The 14,883-nt window shown below is 61.8% G+C and carries 15 protein-coding genes; 5 read left to right on the top strand and 10 right to left on the bottom strand.

Going from position 1 to position 14,883, the window contains the following annotated elements; genetic code table 11:
* Positions 1-63 precede the first annotated feature (63 nt).
* The 4 genes from AB5Y68_RS19995 to AB5Y68_RS19980 are packed head-to-tail and all read left to right on the top strand — an operon-like array spanning position 64 to position 4,325.
* Positions 64-1,077 carry an ABC transporter ATP-binding protein gene (locus tag AB5Y68_RS19995; RefSeq protein ID WP_010675762.1) on the top strand — a complete coding sequence of 338 codons (1,014 nt, stop codon included), beginning with the start codon at positions 64-66 and terminating at the stop codon, positions 1,075-1,077.
* A complete protein-coding gene (locus AB5Y68_RS19990; protein ID WP_039039702.1) occupies positions 1,074-2,042 on the top strand; it encodes an ABC transporter permease in 969 nt (322 codons plus the stop codon). Before AB5Y68_RS19995 ends, AB5Y68_RS19990 begins: the two co-directional genes overlap by 4 nt.
* A gap of 7 nt (positions 2,043-2,049) precedes the next feature.
* Positions 2,050-2,865, top strand: a complete 816-nt coding sequence (locus AB5Y68_RS19985) for an ABC transporter permease (RefSeq protein ID WP_039039703.1) — start codon at positions 2,050-2,052, stop codon at positions 2,863-2,865.
* Between the two features lie 29 nt (positions 2,866-2,894).
* A complete protein-coding gene (locus AB5Y68_RS19980) occupies positions 2,895-4,325 on the top strand; it encodes a gamma-aminobutyraldehyde dehydrogenase (protein WP_039039704.1) in 1,431 nt (476 codons plus the stop codon).
* Positions 4,326-4,451: 126 nt separating this feature from the next.
* Here AB5Y68_RS19980 and cyoE read toward each other — a convergent pair whose 3' ends face one another.
* The 4 genes from cyoE to AB5Y68_RS19960 are packed head-to-tail and all read right to left on the bottom strand — an operon-like array spanning position 4,452 to position 7,565.
* The gene (gene cyoE / locus AB5Y68_RS19975; protein WP_039039705.1) at positions 4,452-5,357 is read right to left on the bottom strand and encodes a heme o synthase; all 906 of its coding nucleotides are present in this window, start codon (positions 5,355-5,357) and stop codon (positions 4,452-4,454) included.
* The gene (locus AB5Y68_RS19970; RefSeq protein WP_039039706.1) at positions 5,354-6,364 is read right to left on the bottom strand and encodes a heme A synthase; all 1,011 of its coding nucleotides are present in this window, start codon (positions 6,362-6,364) and stop codon (positions 5,354-5,356) included. The genes cyoE and AB5Y68_RS19970 overlap by 4 nt, the downstream gene beginning before the upstream one ends.
* 59 nt (positions 6,365-6,423) lie before the next feature.
* Positions 6,424-6,906, bottom strand: coding sequence for a hypothetical protein (locus tag AB5Y68_RS19965; RefSeq protein WP_039039707.1), 483 nt, complete (start codon positions 6,904-6,906; stop codon positions 6,424-6,426).
* On the bottom strand, positions 6,903-7,565 hold the full coding sequence (locus tag AB5Y68_RS19960) for an SURF1 family protein (RefSeq protein WP_039039708.1): 663 nt from the start codon (positions 7,563-7,565) through the stop codon (positions 6,903-6,905). Before AB5Y68_RS19960 ends, AB5Y68_RS19965 begins: the two co-directional genes overlap by 4 nt.
* Before the next feature lie 81 nt (positions 7,566-7,646).
* Here AB5Y68_RS19960 and AB5Y68_RS19955 point away from each other — a divergent pair, with 81 nt between their 5' ends.
* Positions 7,647-7,853 carry a DUF2909 family protein gene (locus tag AB5Y68_RS19955; RefSeq protein ID WP_039039709.1) on the top strand — a complete coding sequence of 69 codons (207 nt, stop codon included), beginning with the start codon at positions 7,647-7,649 and terminating at the stop codon, positions 7,851-7,853.
* 8 nt (positions 7,854-7,861) lie between these two features.
* Here AB5Y68_RS19955 and AB5Y68_RS19950 read toward each other — a convergent pair whose 3' ends face one another.
* The 6 genes from AB5Y68_RS19950 to AB5Y68_RS19925 form a co-directional block, all read right to left on the bottom strand.
* A complete protein-coding gene (locus AB5Y68_RS19950) occupies positions 7,862-8,743 on the bottom strand; it encodes a cytochrome c oxidase subunit 3 (protein WP_039039710.1) in 882 nt (293 codons plus the stop codon).
* Positions 8,744-8,745: 2 nt separating this feature from the next.
* Positions 8,746-9,300, bottom strand: a complete 555-nt coding sequence (locus tag AB5Y68_RS19945) for a cytochrome c oxidase assembly protein (RefSeq protein WP_039039711.1) — start codon at positions 9,298-9,300, stop codon at positions 8,746-8,748.
* 9 nt (positions 9,301-9,309) lie between these two features.
* A complete protein-coding gene (gene ctaD / locus AB5Y68_RS19940) occupies positions 9,310-10,908 on the bottom strand; it encodes a cytochrome c oxidase subunit I (protein WP_039039712.1) in 1,599 nt (532 codons plus the stop codon).
* A gap of 9 nt (positions 10,909-10,917) precedes the next feature.
* Complete coding sequence (coxB, locus tag AB5Y68_RS19935) at positions 10,918-12,048, bottom strand: cytochrome c oxidase subunit II (protein WP_234704014.1); 1,131 nt, start codon at positions 12,046-12,048, stop codon at positions 10,918-10,920.
* 360 nt (positions 12,049-12,408) lie between these two features.
* The gene (locus AB5Y68_RS19930) at positions 12,409-14,481 is read right to left on the bottom strand and encodes a tRNA(Met) cytidine acetyltransferase TmcA (RefSeq protein ID WP_039039713.1); all 2,073 of its coding nucleotides are present in this window, start codon (positions 14,479-14,481) and stop codon (positions 12,409-12,411) included.
* Positions 14,478-14,792 carry an HlyU family transcriptional regulator gene (locus AB5Y68_RS19925; RefSeq protein WP_039039714.1) on the bottom strand — a complete coding sequence of 105 codons (315 nt, stop codon included), beginning with the start codon at positions 14,790-14,792 and terminating at the stop codon, positions 14,478-14,480. The genes AB5Y68_RS19930 and AB5Y68_RS19925 overlap by 4 nt, the downstream gene beginning before the upstream one ends.
* Positions 14,793-14,883 lie beyond the last annotated feature (91 nt).

The raw sequence follows: 14,883 nt of genomic DNA, 5'->3' as shown, positions 1-14,883 counted from the left end.
GTAAATGCCGATATGGGGCCGGACAGGAGTCCGGCCCGCTTCCCACACAGACAAGGACGCCCCATGAATGCCGTACAATTTGACCGGGTCAGCCGCCACTATGGCGAGGTGAAGGCGGTCGACGACATCTCCTTCCAGATCCCGTCCGGAGAATTTTTCACCCTGCTGGGGCCGAGCGGTTCCGGCAAGACCACCTGCCTGCGGATGATCGCGGGCTTCGAATACCCGAGCGAGGGGGAGATCCGGCTGTTCGGCGAGCCCTGCTCCACCGTGCCCCCCTACGATCGCAACCTCAATACCGTGTTTCAGGACTACGCCCTGTTTCCCAACATGGATGTGCGCGACAACATCGGCTATGGCCTGATGCTCAAGGGCGTCGCCAAGGCGGAGCGTTACCGCAAGGTGGACGAGATGCTGGAGCTGGTGCGTCTGCCCGGCGTCGGCAACCGCAAGCCGGGCCAGCTCTCCGGCGGCCAGCGCCAACGCATCGCCATCGCCCGGGCACTGATCAACCAGCCGCGCATCCTGCTGCTGGACGAACCGCTCGGGGCGCTCGACCTCAAGCTGCGCGAGCAGATGCAGCTCGAACTGAAAGCCTTGCAGCGCCAGCTCGGCATCACCTTCATCTTCGTCACCCACGATCAGCAGGAGGCGCTCTCCATGAGCGACCGGATCTGCATCTTCAATCAGGGCAAGATCGAGCAGATAGCCGCACCGGATACCATCTACGACGCCCCCGCCACCCCCTTCGTCGCCCGCTTCGTCGGCACCGTCAACCTGTTCGAGGGGGAGCAGGCCCGCCGGCTGTGCGGCGATGCTCAGCAGATGATGGTCCGCCCTGAGCGGATCCGGCTCGCCGAGGCCGGCACACCGGGCTGGTCAGGGGAGGTGCGCGAAGTGGAGTACCTCGGTCCCTTCGTACGCTACCGGGTCGATCTCGGCGAGCAGCTCGAGCTTATCGTCAACCACCCCAACGAGGGCCAGGCCCGCCTGCCCCGTGGCGCCCGAGTCAGCCTCAGCTGGCCGGAGCAGGCGATCCATCGCCTGCACACCGCCCCTCAGGGAGCTCAACCATGAGCGCCCCCCACAGTGCGAGCCTTGCCATGAGCCAACCCACTGCCCCCCTCTCCTATCGGCCGCTGCGGCGCCTCTCCACCCTGCTCTACGGGCGGCCGGGTCTGCTGTTGGCCATCCTGCTCGGGCCGCCCCTGCTGTGGCTCGGCATCATCTATGTCGGCTCCCTGCTGATGCTGCTCTCCAACGCCTTCTTCGGGCTGGACGAGTTCAGCGGCCAGATCCGCCACGAACTGGGCCTACAGAACTTCGTCGCCCTGCTGCGGGCGGAGAACCTGGACGTGATCCTGCGCACCGTCGGCATGTCGCTGCTGGTGACCCTGGCCTGCGCCCTGCTCGGCTTTCCGGTGGCCTACTATATGGCGCGCTACACCAGCGGCAAGACCCGGGCCCTGTTCTACGTCGGCATCATGCTGCCGCTCTGGTCCAGCTATCTGGTACGCGTCTACGCCTGGAAGCTGATCCTGGCCAAGGAGGGGGTCATCAGCTGGCTGGCAGATACTCTGGGAGTGGACTGGCTGCTGGACGCCATCCTCTCGCTGCCGGTGATAGGTGGCCCGTCGCTGTCGTTCTCGCGCATCGGCACCTTCATCGTGTTCGTCTACGTCTGGCTGCCCTTCATGATCCTGCCCATCCAGGCGGCGGTGGAGCGGATCCCGCGCTCTTTGCTGGAGGCGAGCGGCGATCTCGGCGCCACCCCGGCCCAGACCTTTCGCACCCTGATCCTGCCGCTGGCCCTGCCCGGCGTGGTGGCGGGCTCCATCTTCACCTTCTCCCTGACGCTGGGGGACTACATCATCCCCGGCATCATAGGCAACTCCACCATGTACATAGGTCAGGTGGTCTACATGCAGCAGGGCACGGCGGGCAACCTGCCCTTCGCCGCCGCCTTCTCGCTGGTGCCGATCCTCATCATCGCCATCTACCTCACCATCGCGAAACGCTTGGGGGCTTTCGATGCGCTCTAATACCTCCATGAAACGGGACCATGGCAACCAGCCTTCCGGCCTGCTCAAGTACGCGGCCATCGGCGGCCTCCTGTTCCTGCACTTTCCGATCCTGTTCATCTTCCTCTACGCCTTCACCAGCGAGAGCAAGAGCTACCAGTTCCCGCCCCCCGGGCTCACCCTCAAGTGGTTCGAGGTGACCCTCAACCGCCCAGACGTGTGGCGCGCCATCCAGCTGTCGCTGGAGGTGGCCGGGCTCGCCACCCTGGTGGCCATGGTGCTCGGCACCCTGGCGGCGGGAGCCATCGCCCGCAGCCGCTTCTTCGGCCAGGAGGTGGTGTCACTCTTGCTGGTGCTGCCCATCGCCCTGCCCGGCATCGTCACCGGCATCGCGCTGCGCTCAGCCTACGGGGTGATGGAGATCCCCTTCAGCTTCTGGACCATCGTCATCGGTCACGCCACCTTCTGCGTGGTGGTAGTCTACAACAATGCCCTGGCGCGCTTTCGCCGCACCAACCAGAGCCTCATCGAGGCATCGATGGATCTCGGCGCCGACGGCTTCCAGACTCTGCGCTACGTGATCCTGCCCAACCTCGCCACCGCGCTGCTGGCGGGGGGCATGCTGGCGTTTGCGCTGAGCTTTGACGAGGTGATCGTCACCACCTTCACCGCCGGCCAGCAGACCACGCTGCCGATCTGGATGTATCAGGAGCTGATCCGGCCACGGGACAGGCCGGTCACCAACGTGGTGGCGCTCATCATAGTGGCCTTCACCACCATTCCTATTCTGCTTGCCTACTACCTCACCCGCGACGGCCAGGACGTCACCGGCAGTGGCAAATAACGACTCAACGCGTGCGCAAGGATGCAACCATGAAACTCTCTACCCAACTCTTGATCGACGGTCAGTTCGTCACCGGTGACGGCCAGGCCGAGCCCATCCTCAACCCGGCCACCGGCGAGCTGATCGCCTCGGTGCCCGAAGCCTCGTTCGAGCAGGTGAACCGGGCGGTGAACGGCGCCCAACGCGCCTTCGCCCAGTGGAGCCGCACCACGCCAGCCCAGCGCAGTACCCTGCTGCTGCGCCTGGCCGATGCCATCGAGCGCCACGCCGAGGAGTTTGCGGCGCTCGAATCCCTCAACTGCGGCAAGCCCTATCTGGCGGTGCTCAATGACGAGCTGCCCGCGGTAGTGGACTGCTTCCGCTTCTTCGCCGGCGCCGCCCGCTGCCTGCAGGGGCCGCTGGCGGGGGAGTACATCGAGGGGCACACCAGCATGATCCGCCGCGACCCCATCGGTGTGGTGGGCAGTATCGCCCCCTGGAACTATCCGCTGATGATGGCGGCTTGGAAGATGGCCCCCGTGCTCGCCGCCGGCAATACGGTGGTGCTAAAACCCTCCGAGCAGACCCCGCTCACCGCCCTGCGCCTGGCGGAGCTCGCCAGCGAGCTCTTCCCGCGCGGCGTCATCAACATCGTCTGCGGCCGGGGCGAGAGCGTGGGGGCACCGCTGGTGGAGCACCCGCTGGTACGCATGGTGTCCCTCACCGGTGACATCGCCACCGGCCAGAAGATCCTGCAGAGCGCCGCCCGCACCATGAAGCGCACCCACCTGGAGCTGGGGGGCAAGGCGCCGGTCATCATCTTCGACGATGCGGATCTGGAGGCCGTGGTGGCCGGTATTCGTACCTTCGGCTTCTACAACGCCGGCCAGGATTGTACCGCCGCCTGCCGCATCTACGCCCAGGGCAAAATTTATGACAAGTTCGTCGCCGCCATGACGGATGCGGTCGCCTCCATCAAGGTGGGCGGTCCGCACGAGGAGGGGGTGGAGATGGGGCCGCTCATTTCGGATCGGCAGCGCAACCGGGTGGCCAGCTTCGTGGAACGGGCCCAGAGCAGCGGTCACGTGGAGGTGACGGCGGGGGGCAAGATCCGCCCCGGCAACGGCTTCTTCTTCGAGCCGACCCTGATCGCCCACGCCCGTCAGGAGGATGAAATCGTGCGCCGAGAGGTGTTCGGCCCCGTGGTGTCGGTGACCCGCTTCACCGACGCCGAACAGGTGGTGCAGTGGGCCAACGACTCGGATTACGGCCTCGCCAGCTCGGTCTGGACCCGGGATCTCGGCCTTGCCAGCAAGGTGGCCAGCCACCTGCAGTACGGCTGCACCTGGATCAACACCCACTTCATGCTCACCTCCGAGATGCCCCACGGCGGCATGAAGATGTCCGGTTACGGCAAGGATCTCTCCCTCTACGCGCTGGAGGACTACACGGTGCCGCGCCATATCATGGTCAAGCTCTAGGCTCCACTCCGTCCCCCTGAAAACAAGATGGCCCCTTGGGGCCATCTTGTTTTGCATCAGGTCTGTGCATCCCTGCTGTGCACCGACGCAGCGTCACCATTCACCCGACCTCGACCCGCATCAACGTCATGACAACCGCCACAACCAGTGGTGATCCAGAATCAGCAGACCAAACAGCAGCATCAGGTGATAGATGGAGAAACGGAAGGTGCGCATCGCCTGGCCGGGGCGCTCCTCATATTTCAACAACCAGCCATGCCAGCAGAATCCAAGGTTCAACCCAAGGCTGCCGACCAGGTAGACAAGCCCCGACATACCGATCAGATAGGGCAGCAGGCAGACGAGCGTCAGGATCAGCAGATAGAGCAGGATGGCTGTCTTGGTGAAATCGGTGCCGTGGGTGACGGGCAGCATGGGAATGTCGGCACCGGCATAGTCATCGCGCCGGTGGATGGCCAAAGACCAGAAATGGGGCGGCGTCCAGGTAAAGATGATCATCACCAGCAGCCAGGGCTCGGCCGAAAGCTGCCCCGTGATGCTGGTCCAGCCCAAGAGCGGTGGCATGGCTCCCGCCAATCCGCCGATGACGATATTCTGCGGCGTGGCCCGCTTCAGCAGCAGGGTATAGACGACCGCATAGCCGAACAGGCTGGCCAAAGTCAGCCAGGCAGTCAGGGGATTCACGCCCCAATGAAGCAGAACAAACCCCGACAGTGCCAGACAGATCGCAAAACTCATCGCCTGCCCCGGCGTGATCCGTCCCATGGCGACCGGGCGCCAGCGCGTTCTGCGCATCCGGGCATCGATGCCGCTATCCAGAGAATGGTTCATGGCCGCCGCCCCGGCAGCGAGCAGTCCAATCCCCGCCAGGCCCAGTATCATCTCGTCCAGAGAGGCGCGTGTCGGCTCGGCCAGCAGCATGCCCACCCAGGCGGTCAGGAGCAGCAGGGCGACCACCTTTGGTTTGGTCAACTGACAATAATCGTGCACCCGGCGGAGGGCGAAGCGCTGTACCCGCCCTCTCCCATTCATGTCCGGCTCCTGACCATCCCAGGGGATGGCAAGGGGTCGTGATGATGCAAAGAGAGGCTCCCGCGCGCCAGCACACAACAGGCCAGCAGGTGGGCGGCCACCAGATTGTGTGCAAGGGCGTTGGCCAGCGGCAGGGCCAGATGGACGTTCGCCAATCCCAAGGCAATCTGCACGGTCAGCAGACCCAGCAACAACCAGCCAAACCCTCTCAAGGGGGGCCGCTGGCAGAGCAGCGCGAGGGCGAAAGCACCCACCAGCAAGGCCGTGGTCAGCGCTCCCAGGCGATGGGCGATGTGAATGGTCTGGCGCGCCTCCTTGTCCAGCACGCCGAACTCATAACTGGCGTGACCCAGGGGGAGATGAAAGGCTTGCGCCCAATTCAGCTCTGCCTGCCAGTTGCCCTGGCACAAGGGAAACTCCACACACGCCATGGCCGCATAGTTCGCCGACGTCCAGCCCCCCAGCGCGATCTGCAGCAGCAGCACGCCGCAGGCCATGCTGCCAAGCCAGGACACACCCTGGTGTACGGGCGGGGATACAGTGAAGCCTGCCAATTCGGCCCGATAGAGCCAAAGCACGGTCAGGATGGCGAAGCCGCCCAGCAGATGAGTGGTCACCACCAGAGGATGCAGGGCCAGGGTCACCGTCCACATACCCAGCGCCGCCTGACCTGCAACCAGCACCAGCAAGATGAGCGAGAGGTGACGCAGTCGGCCACCTGTACGCCAGCCCAAGCCGGATAGGAGCACAATCACGCCTCCCAGCACCCCGGCGCAGTAGCGATGCACCATCTCGCTGCGCGCTTTGTGAGGAACAAGCGGGCTGGCCGGATAACGTTGTGCCGCCAGTTCCGCATGCTCAGCGCGGGGAATGGCCAGGGAACCATAGCAACCTGGCCAATCGGGGCAAGCCAGCCCGGCATCCGTCAACCGGGTATAAGCACCGAGCGCGATGACCAGTACTGCCAGCGCAATGGCCACGGAGGCCAGCCTCTTGTGCATCTTCATATGCCGCCTCGTTGACCGTGCAGTAACCAGAAGATGCGAGTTCCATGCCGACGGCATCGTCACTGCACCCCACGCTGATATTTGAGCAGTTGCTGCAGATCCGACAGTACCGCCTTGCCAAGCAACGGCCAGGTCGTCGTGCTGCCGGGTACCTCGTAACGCAAGATGGCCAGCCCGCGGGCGTCCACCAGCAGTATATCCCCCTCCCTCATTTCAGTGTTTGCCTCGTGAGGTGGTGTCAACTGGACCAGCTCCAGCTTGTCCAGATTACGGCCAAGTGCGGCCTGGATACGTGCCATCAGCGCGGGGACCTGCCGGCATTGGCCCTCGCAGCGAGGGGCCACCAGATAGACCAGTCGCCATTGGTGCTGATGGGCAGGAAGCGGTTGCAACAGGTAGATCTCCTGGTGCAGCCAGTGCCCCTTGCTGCGCGTGCCGGGTTCATACCAGCCCTGATGAAGCGTCAGAGCCGCCAGCACCACAGGCAGCAGGATCACCGCGGCAAAGAGCGCGGGCACCCGCCAGCGTCGCCATCCGCTCATGGGGAGCACCTCCTTGTCAGCATGACCCCCCCTGACAGAACCACCAGCGCCAAGCCGAGCCATTGCACCGCATAGGCCCGGTGTTTTTCGGGCGGCATGACATTGTGCTGGTAGTGATAGAGGAATGGGGTTCGTCTTTGATACAACACGGCGTCTGCAAGCGGGGCTCCGATTGCCTGTCGCAGGGTCTCGACCCTGATGGATTGCAGCCGGTTCGGGTAGGGGCCTGGTTCTATGTTCTGTCCCAACAGGAAGCCGCCGGGAGCCATGCGCAGAACACCTTCAAGGGTCATTGCGGCGGGAATGGCGGGATTGGGCAATTGCGACCTGTCGGATGGCGCGGGCACCCATCCCAGGTTGACCAGCAACTGTGAGGATCCCCCCTCTGTGCGTACCGGGATGAGCACGTCATAGCCAACCTCCCCGTTGACGATCTGGTTGTCCAGCAACCAGACATAAGGGCTGATCCACTCGGCTTTCCCTTGCAGAGGCTGGCCATCCAGTGACTCCGGGTGTTGCCAGTCGATCTGGGCCAATGTCCTTGGCCCGGCCTGCTGCATCTTTGCCATCTGCGCCAGCCAGGCCGTTTTTTCCATTCCGCGCTGCCACTGCCAGAACGCCAGCTTGCACAAACCGGCCGTCACCACCAGAGTGAACAACAAGACGAACCAGCGTCTGTGATGCCATGGTCGTCGCTTGTCTCGTGCAGCCGAATCGCGCATATCGAGGAGGATCCCAAGATGTTGATCAAGGTCGTTCTGGTACTCATGCTGCTGCTCATCATCGGCCAGCTGTTTCACGCCCTCTGGCTGATGCTCAGTGCAGGCAATACGCAAAAGATGTCGGTACCTCTGGGCCGGCGCGTCTTCTTCTCCCTGCTGGTGGTCATCATACTGCTGCTCTCTCTCGCGATGGGCTGGCTGGAACCCAACCCGCGCCCCTACTGAGCACGGCATCAAAGCAGGTAGACAAAGACGAACAGACAGAGCCAGACCACATCGACGAAGTGCCAGTACCAGGCCGCAGCCTGGAAAGCGAAATGACGCTGTGGGGTGAAATGATCCCTCAGCATGATGCGCAGCCAGATGATGGTCAGGAAAAGGGTGCCCAGCAGCACGTGCAGTCCATGGAACCCGGTCAGAATGAAGAAGGTATTGCCATAGATGCCGGAATCCAGCCGCAGTCCGAGATCCCGATAGGCATGCAGATACTCATAGCCTTGAAACCACAGGAATGTCAGCCCGAGCACCACGGTTACCAGCAACATCCCCTTGAGCCGCATGCGTCTGCCGTTTTCCAGACTCATGTGTGCAAACAGTAGGGTCACGGAGGAGCCGAGCAGGATCAAGGTATTGATGAGGGGGATCCCCTGCCAGGGCATGGCCTGGGTCGTGGCCCCGCCGGGCGTCTTGAGCAGGGGCCAGTGAGCGGTGAAATCCGGCCACAGCAGCTGGCCCGTCATCACCCTGTGGCCCGCACCATCCAGCCAGGGCACCGCAAGCTGGCGTGCATAGAACAGCACTCCGAAAAAAGCCAGAAAGAACATCACTTCGGAGAAGATGAACCAGACCATGCCCTGCCTGAAGGATCTGTCCATCTGGGCGCTGTAGAGCCCGGTCATGGACTCCCGGATGATGTGACGGAACCAGCCAAACAACATGAATGCCAGCAGGGCGACACCGGCCATCATCAGATACCGGCCGAAACCGGTCTGCCCACTCGCCACTTCATTGACCAGATGCCCCGCCCCCAACGCCAGGAAAAACAGTGCAATGGCACCAATGATGGGCCAGCGACTCTGGTCCGGGACATAATAGGTCTGGTTCACCTTGGCCATGGTCATTTCCTCTGTGCGAGTGCCGGTGCAGGTACGGACTCCGTGATGTCATAGAGCGAGTAAGAAAGCGTGATGGTATTGATGCTGTCCGGTAGTGCCGGATCGATATAGAACTTGAGCGGCATCAGCTTGCTCTGCCCTGCCCTCAGCTCCTGGCGATTGAAACAGAAACACTCCACTTTCTTCAGATAGGCTGCGGCGGGACCGGGAGAGACCGACGGGACCGCCTGACCCACCATGGTCCGCTCCGTGGGATTGAACACCCGAAAGTTGACCATCTTCACCTCCCCCGGCCGCACCGACAGCCGAGTCGTCTCACCGCTGAACTCCCACGGCATCCGGGTATCCGCATGAGCAAGAAACTCGATCTGGATGCTCCGCTTGCTGTCGATCACCGCCCGCTCCGTACTGGCCGCTTGATCAGACGTCTTGCCATTGAGGCCGGTGATCCGGCAGAAGACGTCATAAAGCGGCACCAGCGCAAAGGCAAAACCAAACATGACGAGCACGACCAGAGCCAGTTTTCTGAGCAAGGGGGCATGACTGACCTGGGTCATATGACCTCCCTAACGCTCTTCCAACCGGATATCCGGCGGAGTCTGGAAACTGTGATAGGGAGGGGGAGAAGAGAGCGTCCATTCCAGCCCCTCGGCCCCCTCCCATACCCGATCGCTCGCCTTGGCTCCGCCTCTGATGCATTTGATCACGCCCCAGACAAACAGCAGTTGGGACAGGCCGAAGGCAAAACCCCCCAGGCTGATCAGCATGTTGAAGTCGGCAAATTGCAGGGCGTAATCGGGAATGCGGCGAGGCATGCCCGCCAGCCCGACAAAATGCATGGGGAAAAACAGCACATTGACCGAGACGAGCGAACACCAGAAATGCCATTGGCCGAGCCGCTCGTCATACATGTGCCCCGTCCATTTCGGCAACCAGTAGTAGGCAGCGGCCAGGATCGAGAAGACGGCACCGGTCACCAGCACATAGTGGAAATGGGCCACTACGAAATAGGTGTCGTGATACTGAAAATCAGCCGGTGTCATGGCCAGCATCAGCCCGGAGAAACCGCCAATGGTGAACAGAGTGATGAAGGCGATGGCAAACAGCATGGGGGTCTCGAATGTCAGAGAACCACGCCACATGGTGGCAAGCCAGTTGAACACCTTTACCCCTGTCGGCACCGCGATCAGCATGGTGGTGTACATGAAGAACAGCTCCGCCACCACGGGCAATCCGGTGGTGAACATGTGGTGAGCCCAGACCATGAAGGAGAGCAAGGCGATGCTGCTGGTGGCATAGACCATGGAGCGATAACCGAACAGCTTCTTGCGGGAGAAGGTCGGAATGATGCTGGAGACGATGCCGAAAGCCGGCAATATCATGATGTAGACTTCCGGGTGCCCGAAGAACCAGAAAATGTGCTGAAACAGGACAGGATCCCCCCCACCGGCCGCATCGAAGAAACTGGTCCCGAAATACTTGTCCGTCAGCACCATGGTCACCGCAGCCGCCAGCACCGGCATGACAGCGATGAGCAGAAACGCCGTGATGAGCCAGGTCCAGACAAACAGCGGCATCTCCATCCAGCCCATGCCCGGCGCCCGCAGGTTGAAGATGGTCACGATGACGTTGATGGCCCCCATGATGGAGGAGATCCCCATGATGTGAATGGCAAAGACAAACAGGGCCGTGCTGTTGCCGCTGTACTGGGTGGACAGGGGGGCATAGAAGGTCCAGCCAGAACTGGGGCCGCCTCCCTCCATAAACAGGCTCGACAGGAGGATGAGGAAAGCAAACGGCAGGATCCAAAAGCTCCAGTTGTTCATGCGGGGCAGCGCCATGTCAGGGGCACCAATCATGATGGGGATCAGCCAGTTGGCGAGGCCGGTGAAGGCAGGCATGACGGCACCAAAGACCATGATGAGGCCGTGTACCGTGGTCATCTGGTTGAAAAACAGGGGTTCCACCAGTTGCAGTCCGGGCTGGAACAGTTCTGCCCGGATCACCATGGCCATGGCGCCACCGGTAAAGAACATGGTGAGGGCAAAGCACAGATAGAGGGTACCGATGTCCTTGTGATTGGTGGTGTAGAGCCAGCGCCTCAGACCGGCCGCTGGCTGGTGGACATGTTCGCTGTGCGGGGTATCCGTGATTCCATCACTCATGCCGACGCCTCACTTGTCCTTGTCCGGATTGACCGGGTTGAGAAGGGACTGCACCTCGGCTGGCTGCACAAGGTCACCGGTCTTGTTATCCCAGGCATTGCGTTCATAGGTGATGACGGCGGCGAGTTCCTGTGCCGTCAACTGTTTGCCAAAAGGTTGCATCGCCGTACCACTCCGGCCATGCAACACCGTATCCAGATGCTGGGCACGATGCTCCGCCTGTGTGGTCACCTTGCTGCCATTGAGCGCCGGGAAGATGCCGGGCAATCCGGTACCCGCGGGCTGATGACAGGCCGCACAGTGGCCCAGATAGACTTTCTCCCCCAGCGCCATGGCTTGTGGCAACGTCATGGTCTCCGCTGCCTGCACCTGTTGCTGTGCCTTGGCGGTTGCCTGCTCGTCTCCCTTCCTGGCAATCCACGCCTCGAACTCCTCTGCGGATTTGGCCACCACAACCACGGGCATGAAACCGTGATCCTTGCCGCACAGCTCGGCGCACTGCCCACGATAGGTGCCCGGCTTGTCGATCCGCGTCCAGGATTCGTTGATGTAGCCAGGATTGGCATCTTTTTTCACGGCGAAGGCGGGAACCCACCAGGAGTGGATGACATCGTCCGAGGTCATCAGGAAACGGATCTTCTTGCCGACCGGCAATACCAGAGGGTTATCCACCTCCAGCAGATAATTGCCGCCCTTGGGGGCATCACCGGAGATCTGCTGTTTGCTGGTCGCCAGCAGGGAATAAAACGCCACCGGATACTCGAGGTATTTGTAATGCCATTTCCATTGCGAGCCCGTGACGAGGACGGTGAGATCGGCCTTGGAGGTATCCTCCATCTTCAACAGGGTCGAGGTTGCCGGTGCCGCCATCGCGATCAGTATCAACACGGGGATGGCAGTCCACAGCAACTCGATGCGAGTGCTTTCGTGAAACTGGGCGGCTTTGGCACCGCGCGATTTTCGATGGTGCACGATGGACCAGAACATGATGCCGAAGACGAGCAGACCGATGACGCAACAGATATAGAAAATCGTCATGTGCAGGTCATAGACCTGCTGACTGATGGCGGTCGCCCCGCGCGTCATGTTGAACCGGATCTCATTGGCAAAGGCGCTGCTGCTGATGAACCACATCATCATTCCGGCACCTGCCTGAGCTGCATCGTTTCTCACATTGCACTCCCTGTGCACGTTGGAGAAGATGGCCTGCATTCAATACACCTAACGCTAACCATCTGAAAATAATGCATTTATTAAAACTCATTTCACATTCAAGTATTAGTCCATATTCAGAAAAAACCAAAATGCAGACAGCCCTGACCAGGCTCATCAGAGCAGTGGCAATAGGCAAAACGCGAGCAGGGAAGAGGGAGAAACGGGTCCCGGGGTGGCCACGTCTTGAACGGGGAGAGCTTCAGCCATGGTGAGTCGAATCGATGTGCAGAACCCGGGAGGGGCCCTCCCGGGCTCCGTGGTTTTCTGCCGTGCCAGAGGCGGGGGTCAGCCCGCTGGTGCTTGCTGAGCCAGCAGTCTGACCAGCAGGGAGCGCAATGCTTTTATCAGGGCGGGTTTGCCCACGACGCCCTGTCGGGCAGCCAGCTCGGACCAGGGCGCATATTGCCAGATGGTGGCGATCAGCAACCGTCGTTCATCCTGACTCAACGCATCCAGCATCATCACTTGCCGGAGCAGCCAGCGTTGCAGTGTCGCCTGGCACAATTCGAATGGCTTGTGATGGTGGGCAAAGCAATCGAGTTCCCGATGCTCGAATTCATCCAGATCCGGCACATGAGTGACAGGTCCGCCTCTGAGGGATAGCCAGACCAGTTCGGTATCCAGCCTCTTGAGTTCACCCGCCAGCAGGGCCGGCAACTGGCTCATGAAACGCTGTCGCCATTGCGCCAGCTCGGCGTGATATTCCGATTGCAGCGGCATCAGCAGCAAAGCTGCATGACTGCCGCTGGCCGCATCGCGCTGCAGACCAAGACGCAGCACCTTCAATCCCGCCTTGAGCCAGAATGGCAGCAGATCTGGACTGGCGGAGAAGGCAGATCCCAGATAATCAACCCCTAATGCCCGATAATGTGATACCAGCTTGTCCAGCAACCAAGACCCCAGCCCGAGACGATGAAGGGCAGGATGGATGGCGATGCGCATCACCCTGGCATAAGAGCGCTCCCCCGCCGTCACGAAACCGGCGTGGGCCAGCAGCGACTGGGGCAGCAGATGTCCACGAGGGCGCCGTCGTCCGGCCCAGATCGCGTGCGCCAGATCAGGGGGGATATTGCCCTCCCGCGCGACCAGCGCCACCCCGAGCAACTCCTGTCCCTGCTCCATCAGATGAATGTCGAGATCCGGCCCCTCCAGCAAATACCGCAGATCACTGGGGCTGGTCTGGTAGTGAGCCAACACGAGCAGGCCGAACACCCGATTGAGCAGCGCGTCATCACGGGCCAGCTCATCTTGTCCGACCAGGCGCCAGGTCGGTGATGTCGGGGGATGAGGTGCCGATATGTCGGCATTCAGACCAAGGAGCCGGAAGATCAGAGGCTCCAGCGGATCGCTCAGGCTCCAGCGAATGGGCTCCACCAGGCGCAGCTCCTGCCAATCCGGGGTTTGCTCATCGAGTACCCTCTTGAAGCGCAGATGAAAGCCACGCCCCGTCCCCTCATAGCCATGCTCCGTTGTAGCGAAGACAATGCGACTGTGACGGGCCAGCATGGCCTCCAGCAGTGGGGTCGGGATGGCTGCGGCCTCATCCACCAGCAACAGATCCGCCAGCACGTCTCCTTGAGCCACCCGATCAGGGGACACATAGCTCAGACCGGCCAGCCGCTCAGGCATCTCTGCCAGCGCGCGCTCTGCATGGGCAAAAAGTGTCGCCACTGTAGCGTGGGAAGGGGCAGTCACCGCTATCGTCAAGGCCGGATCCCGACTCAGCAAGTCGGCGCTCGCCAGCCCCAGCACGGCGCTCTTGCCACGACCGCGATCGGCGCTCAGCACCAGGGGGCGACGGCGATGGCCGTGCAACACGTTGTGGATGGCGGGCAGCGCACGGGCCTGATCCGCGCTCAGCGGCCGGTCCCCGTCGAGAGGCTGCCAGGTAATATCACAAGAGGCAGGCGTCAGATCTCGCGCCGGATCTTCTTCCAGCAACCGTACCAGACGGGAGATGAACCCCTGCCCGGCACGATCGACCTCCTCTGGCTGGGCGACCAGCCTCTGACGATCAGGGTCTGGGTAGGTCGGCCATGCCTCCCGCGGCGGGGTCAGCAGAAGCAAGAGCCCCCCAGCCCTCAATGTCCCCGCCAAGGCACCGAATGCATCGGGGTGAAAACCGCTGAAGGCATTGAATACCAGGGTGTCGCACTCCTGACCGAGCCGTTGAAGCGCCTTGGCGGCAGGCTGCGGAGCATGATGCTCAGGACCCTGCCCCAGCCAGAACACCTCTCCCCACAGCAAGGATTCGGCGCGAACGATGCAGTCATCCTCCTCCCCTTCCAGCCAGATCAGACGCCGCTCGCCGGCATGAGCGATAGCGTGGCGCAAGGCGAGCAGCTCGGCTGACATCATGGAGCTGGGCTGGCGTCTGGCTTAACACGGGGTTCAAACATGCGCTCCCCCATCTGGTCGATGAAGGTATGGGCCTTTTGCACCATGAAGCGCTCGGCATCCGCCGGGTTGGCAAAGAGATCGGAGCGGATGAAGCGATGGGTCTGTAATTGCCCGTCGATCTCCCTGGTGATGCGACCTGCCAGCCTGTATTGCCCCCCTTCCGCCATGGGCTCGGGATAGATGAGATAGCCCATGCATTCGATGGGCTCAACCTCGGGGCTCTGGGCGATCTCTCCCTTGAACAGGGCATTGAATAGTCTTTTGAACATGTTCGCATCCTCTCTGATGAAGGCATTCTCCCCAAGGGTGGAATCACTGGCAAGCTCGGGATCTTATTACCATTCGTTCTTTGCACTACGA

The organism is Aeromonas sp. R6-1 (genome assembly GCF_040908165.1).
Lineage (GTDB): Bacteria > Pseudomonadota > Gammaproteobacteria > Enterobacterales > Aeromonadaceae > Aeromonas > Aeromonas caviae.
Note: the sequence above shows the minus strand (reverse complement) of the source record. Positions and strands in the feature narration are given on the sequence as shown.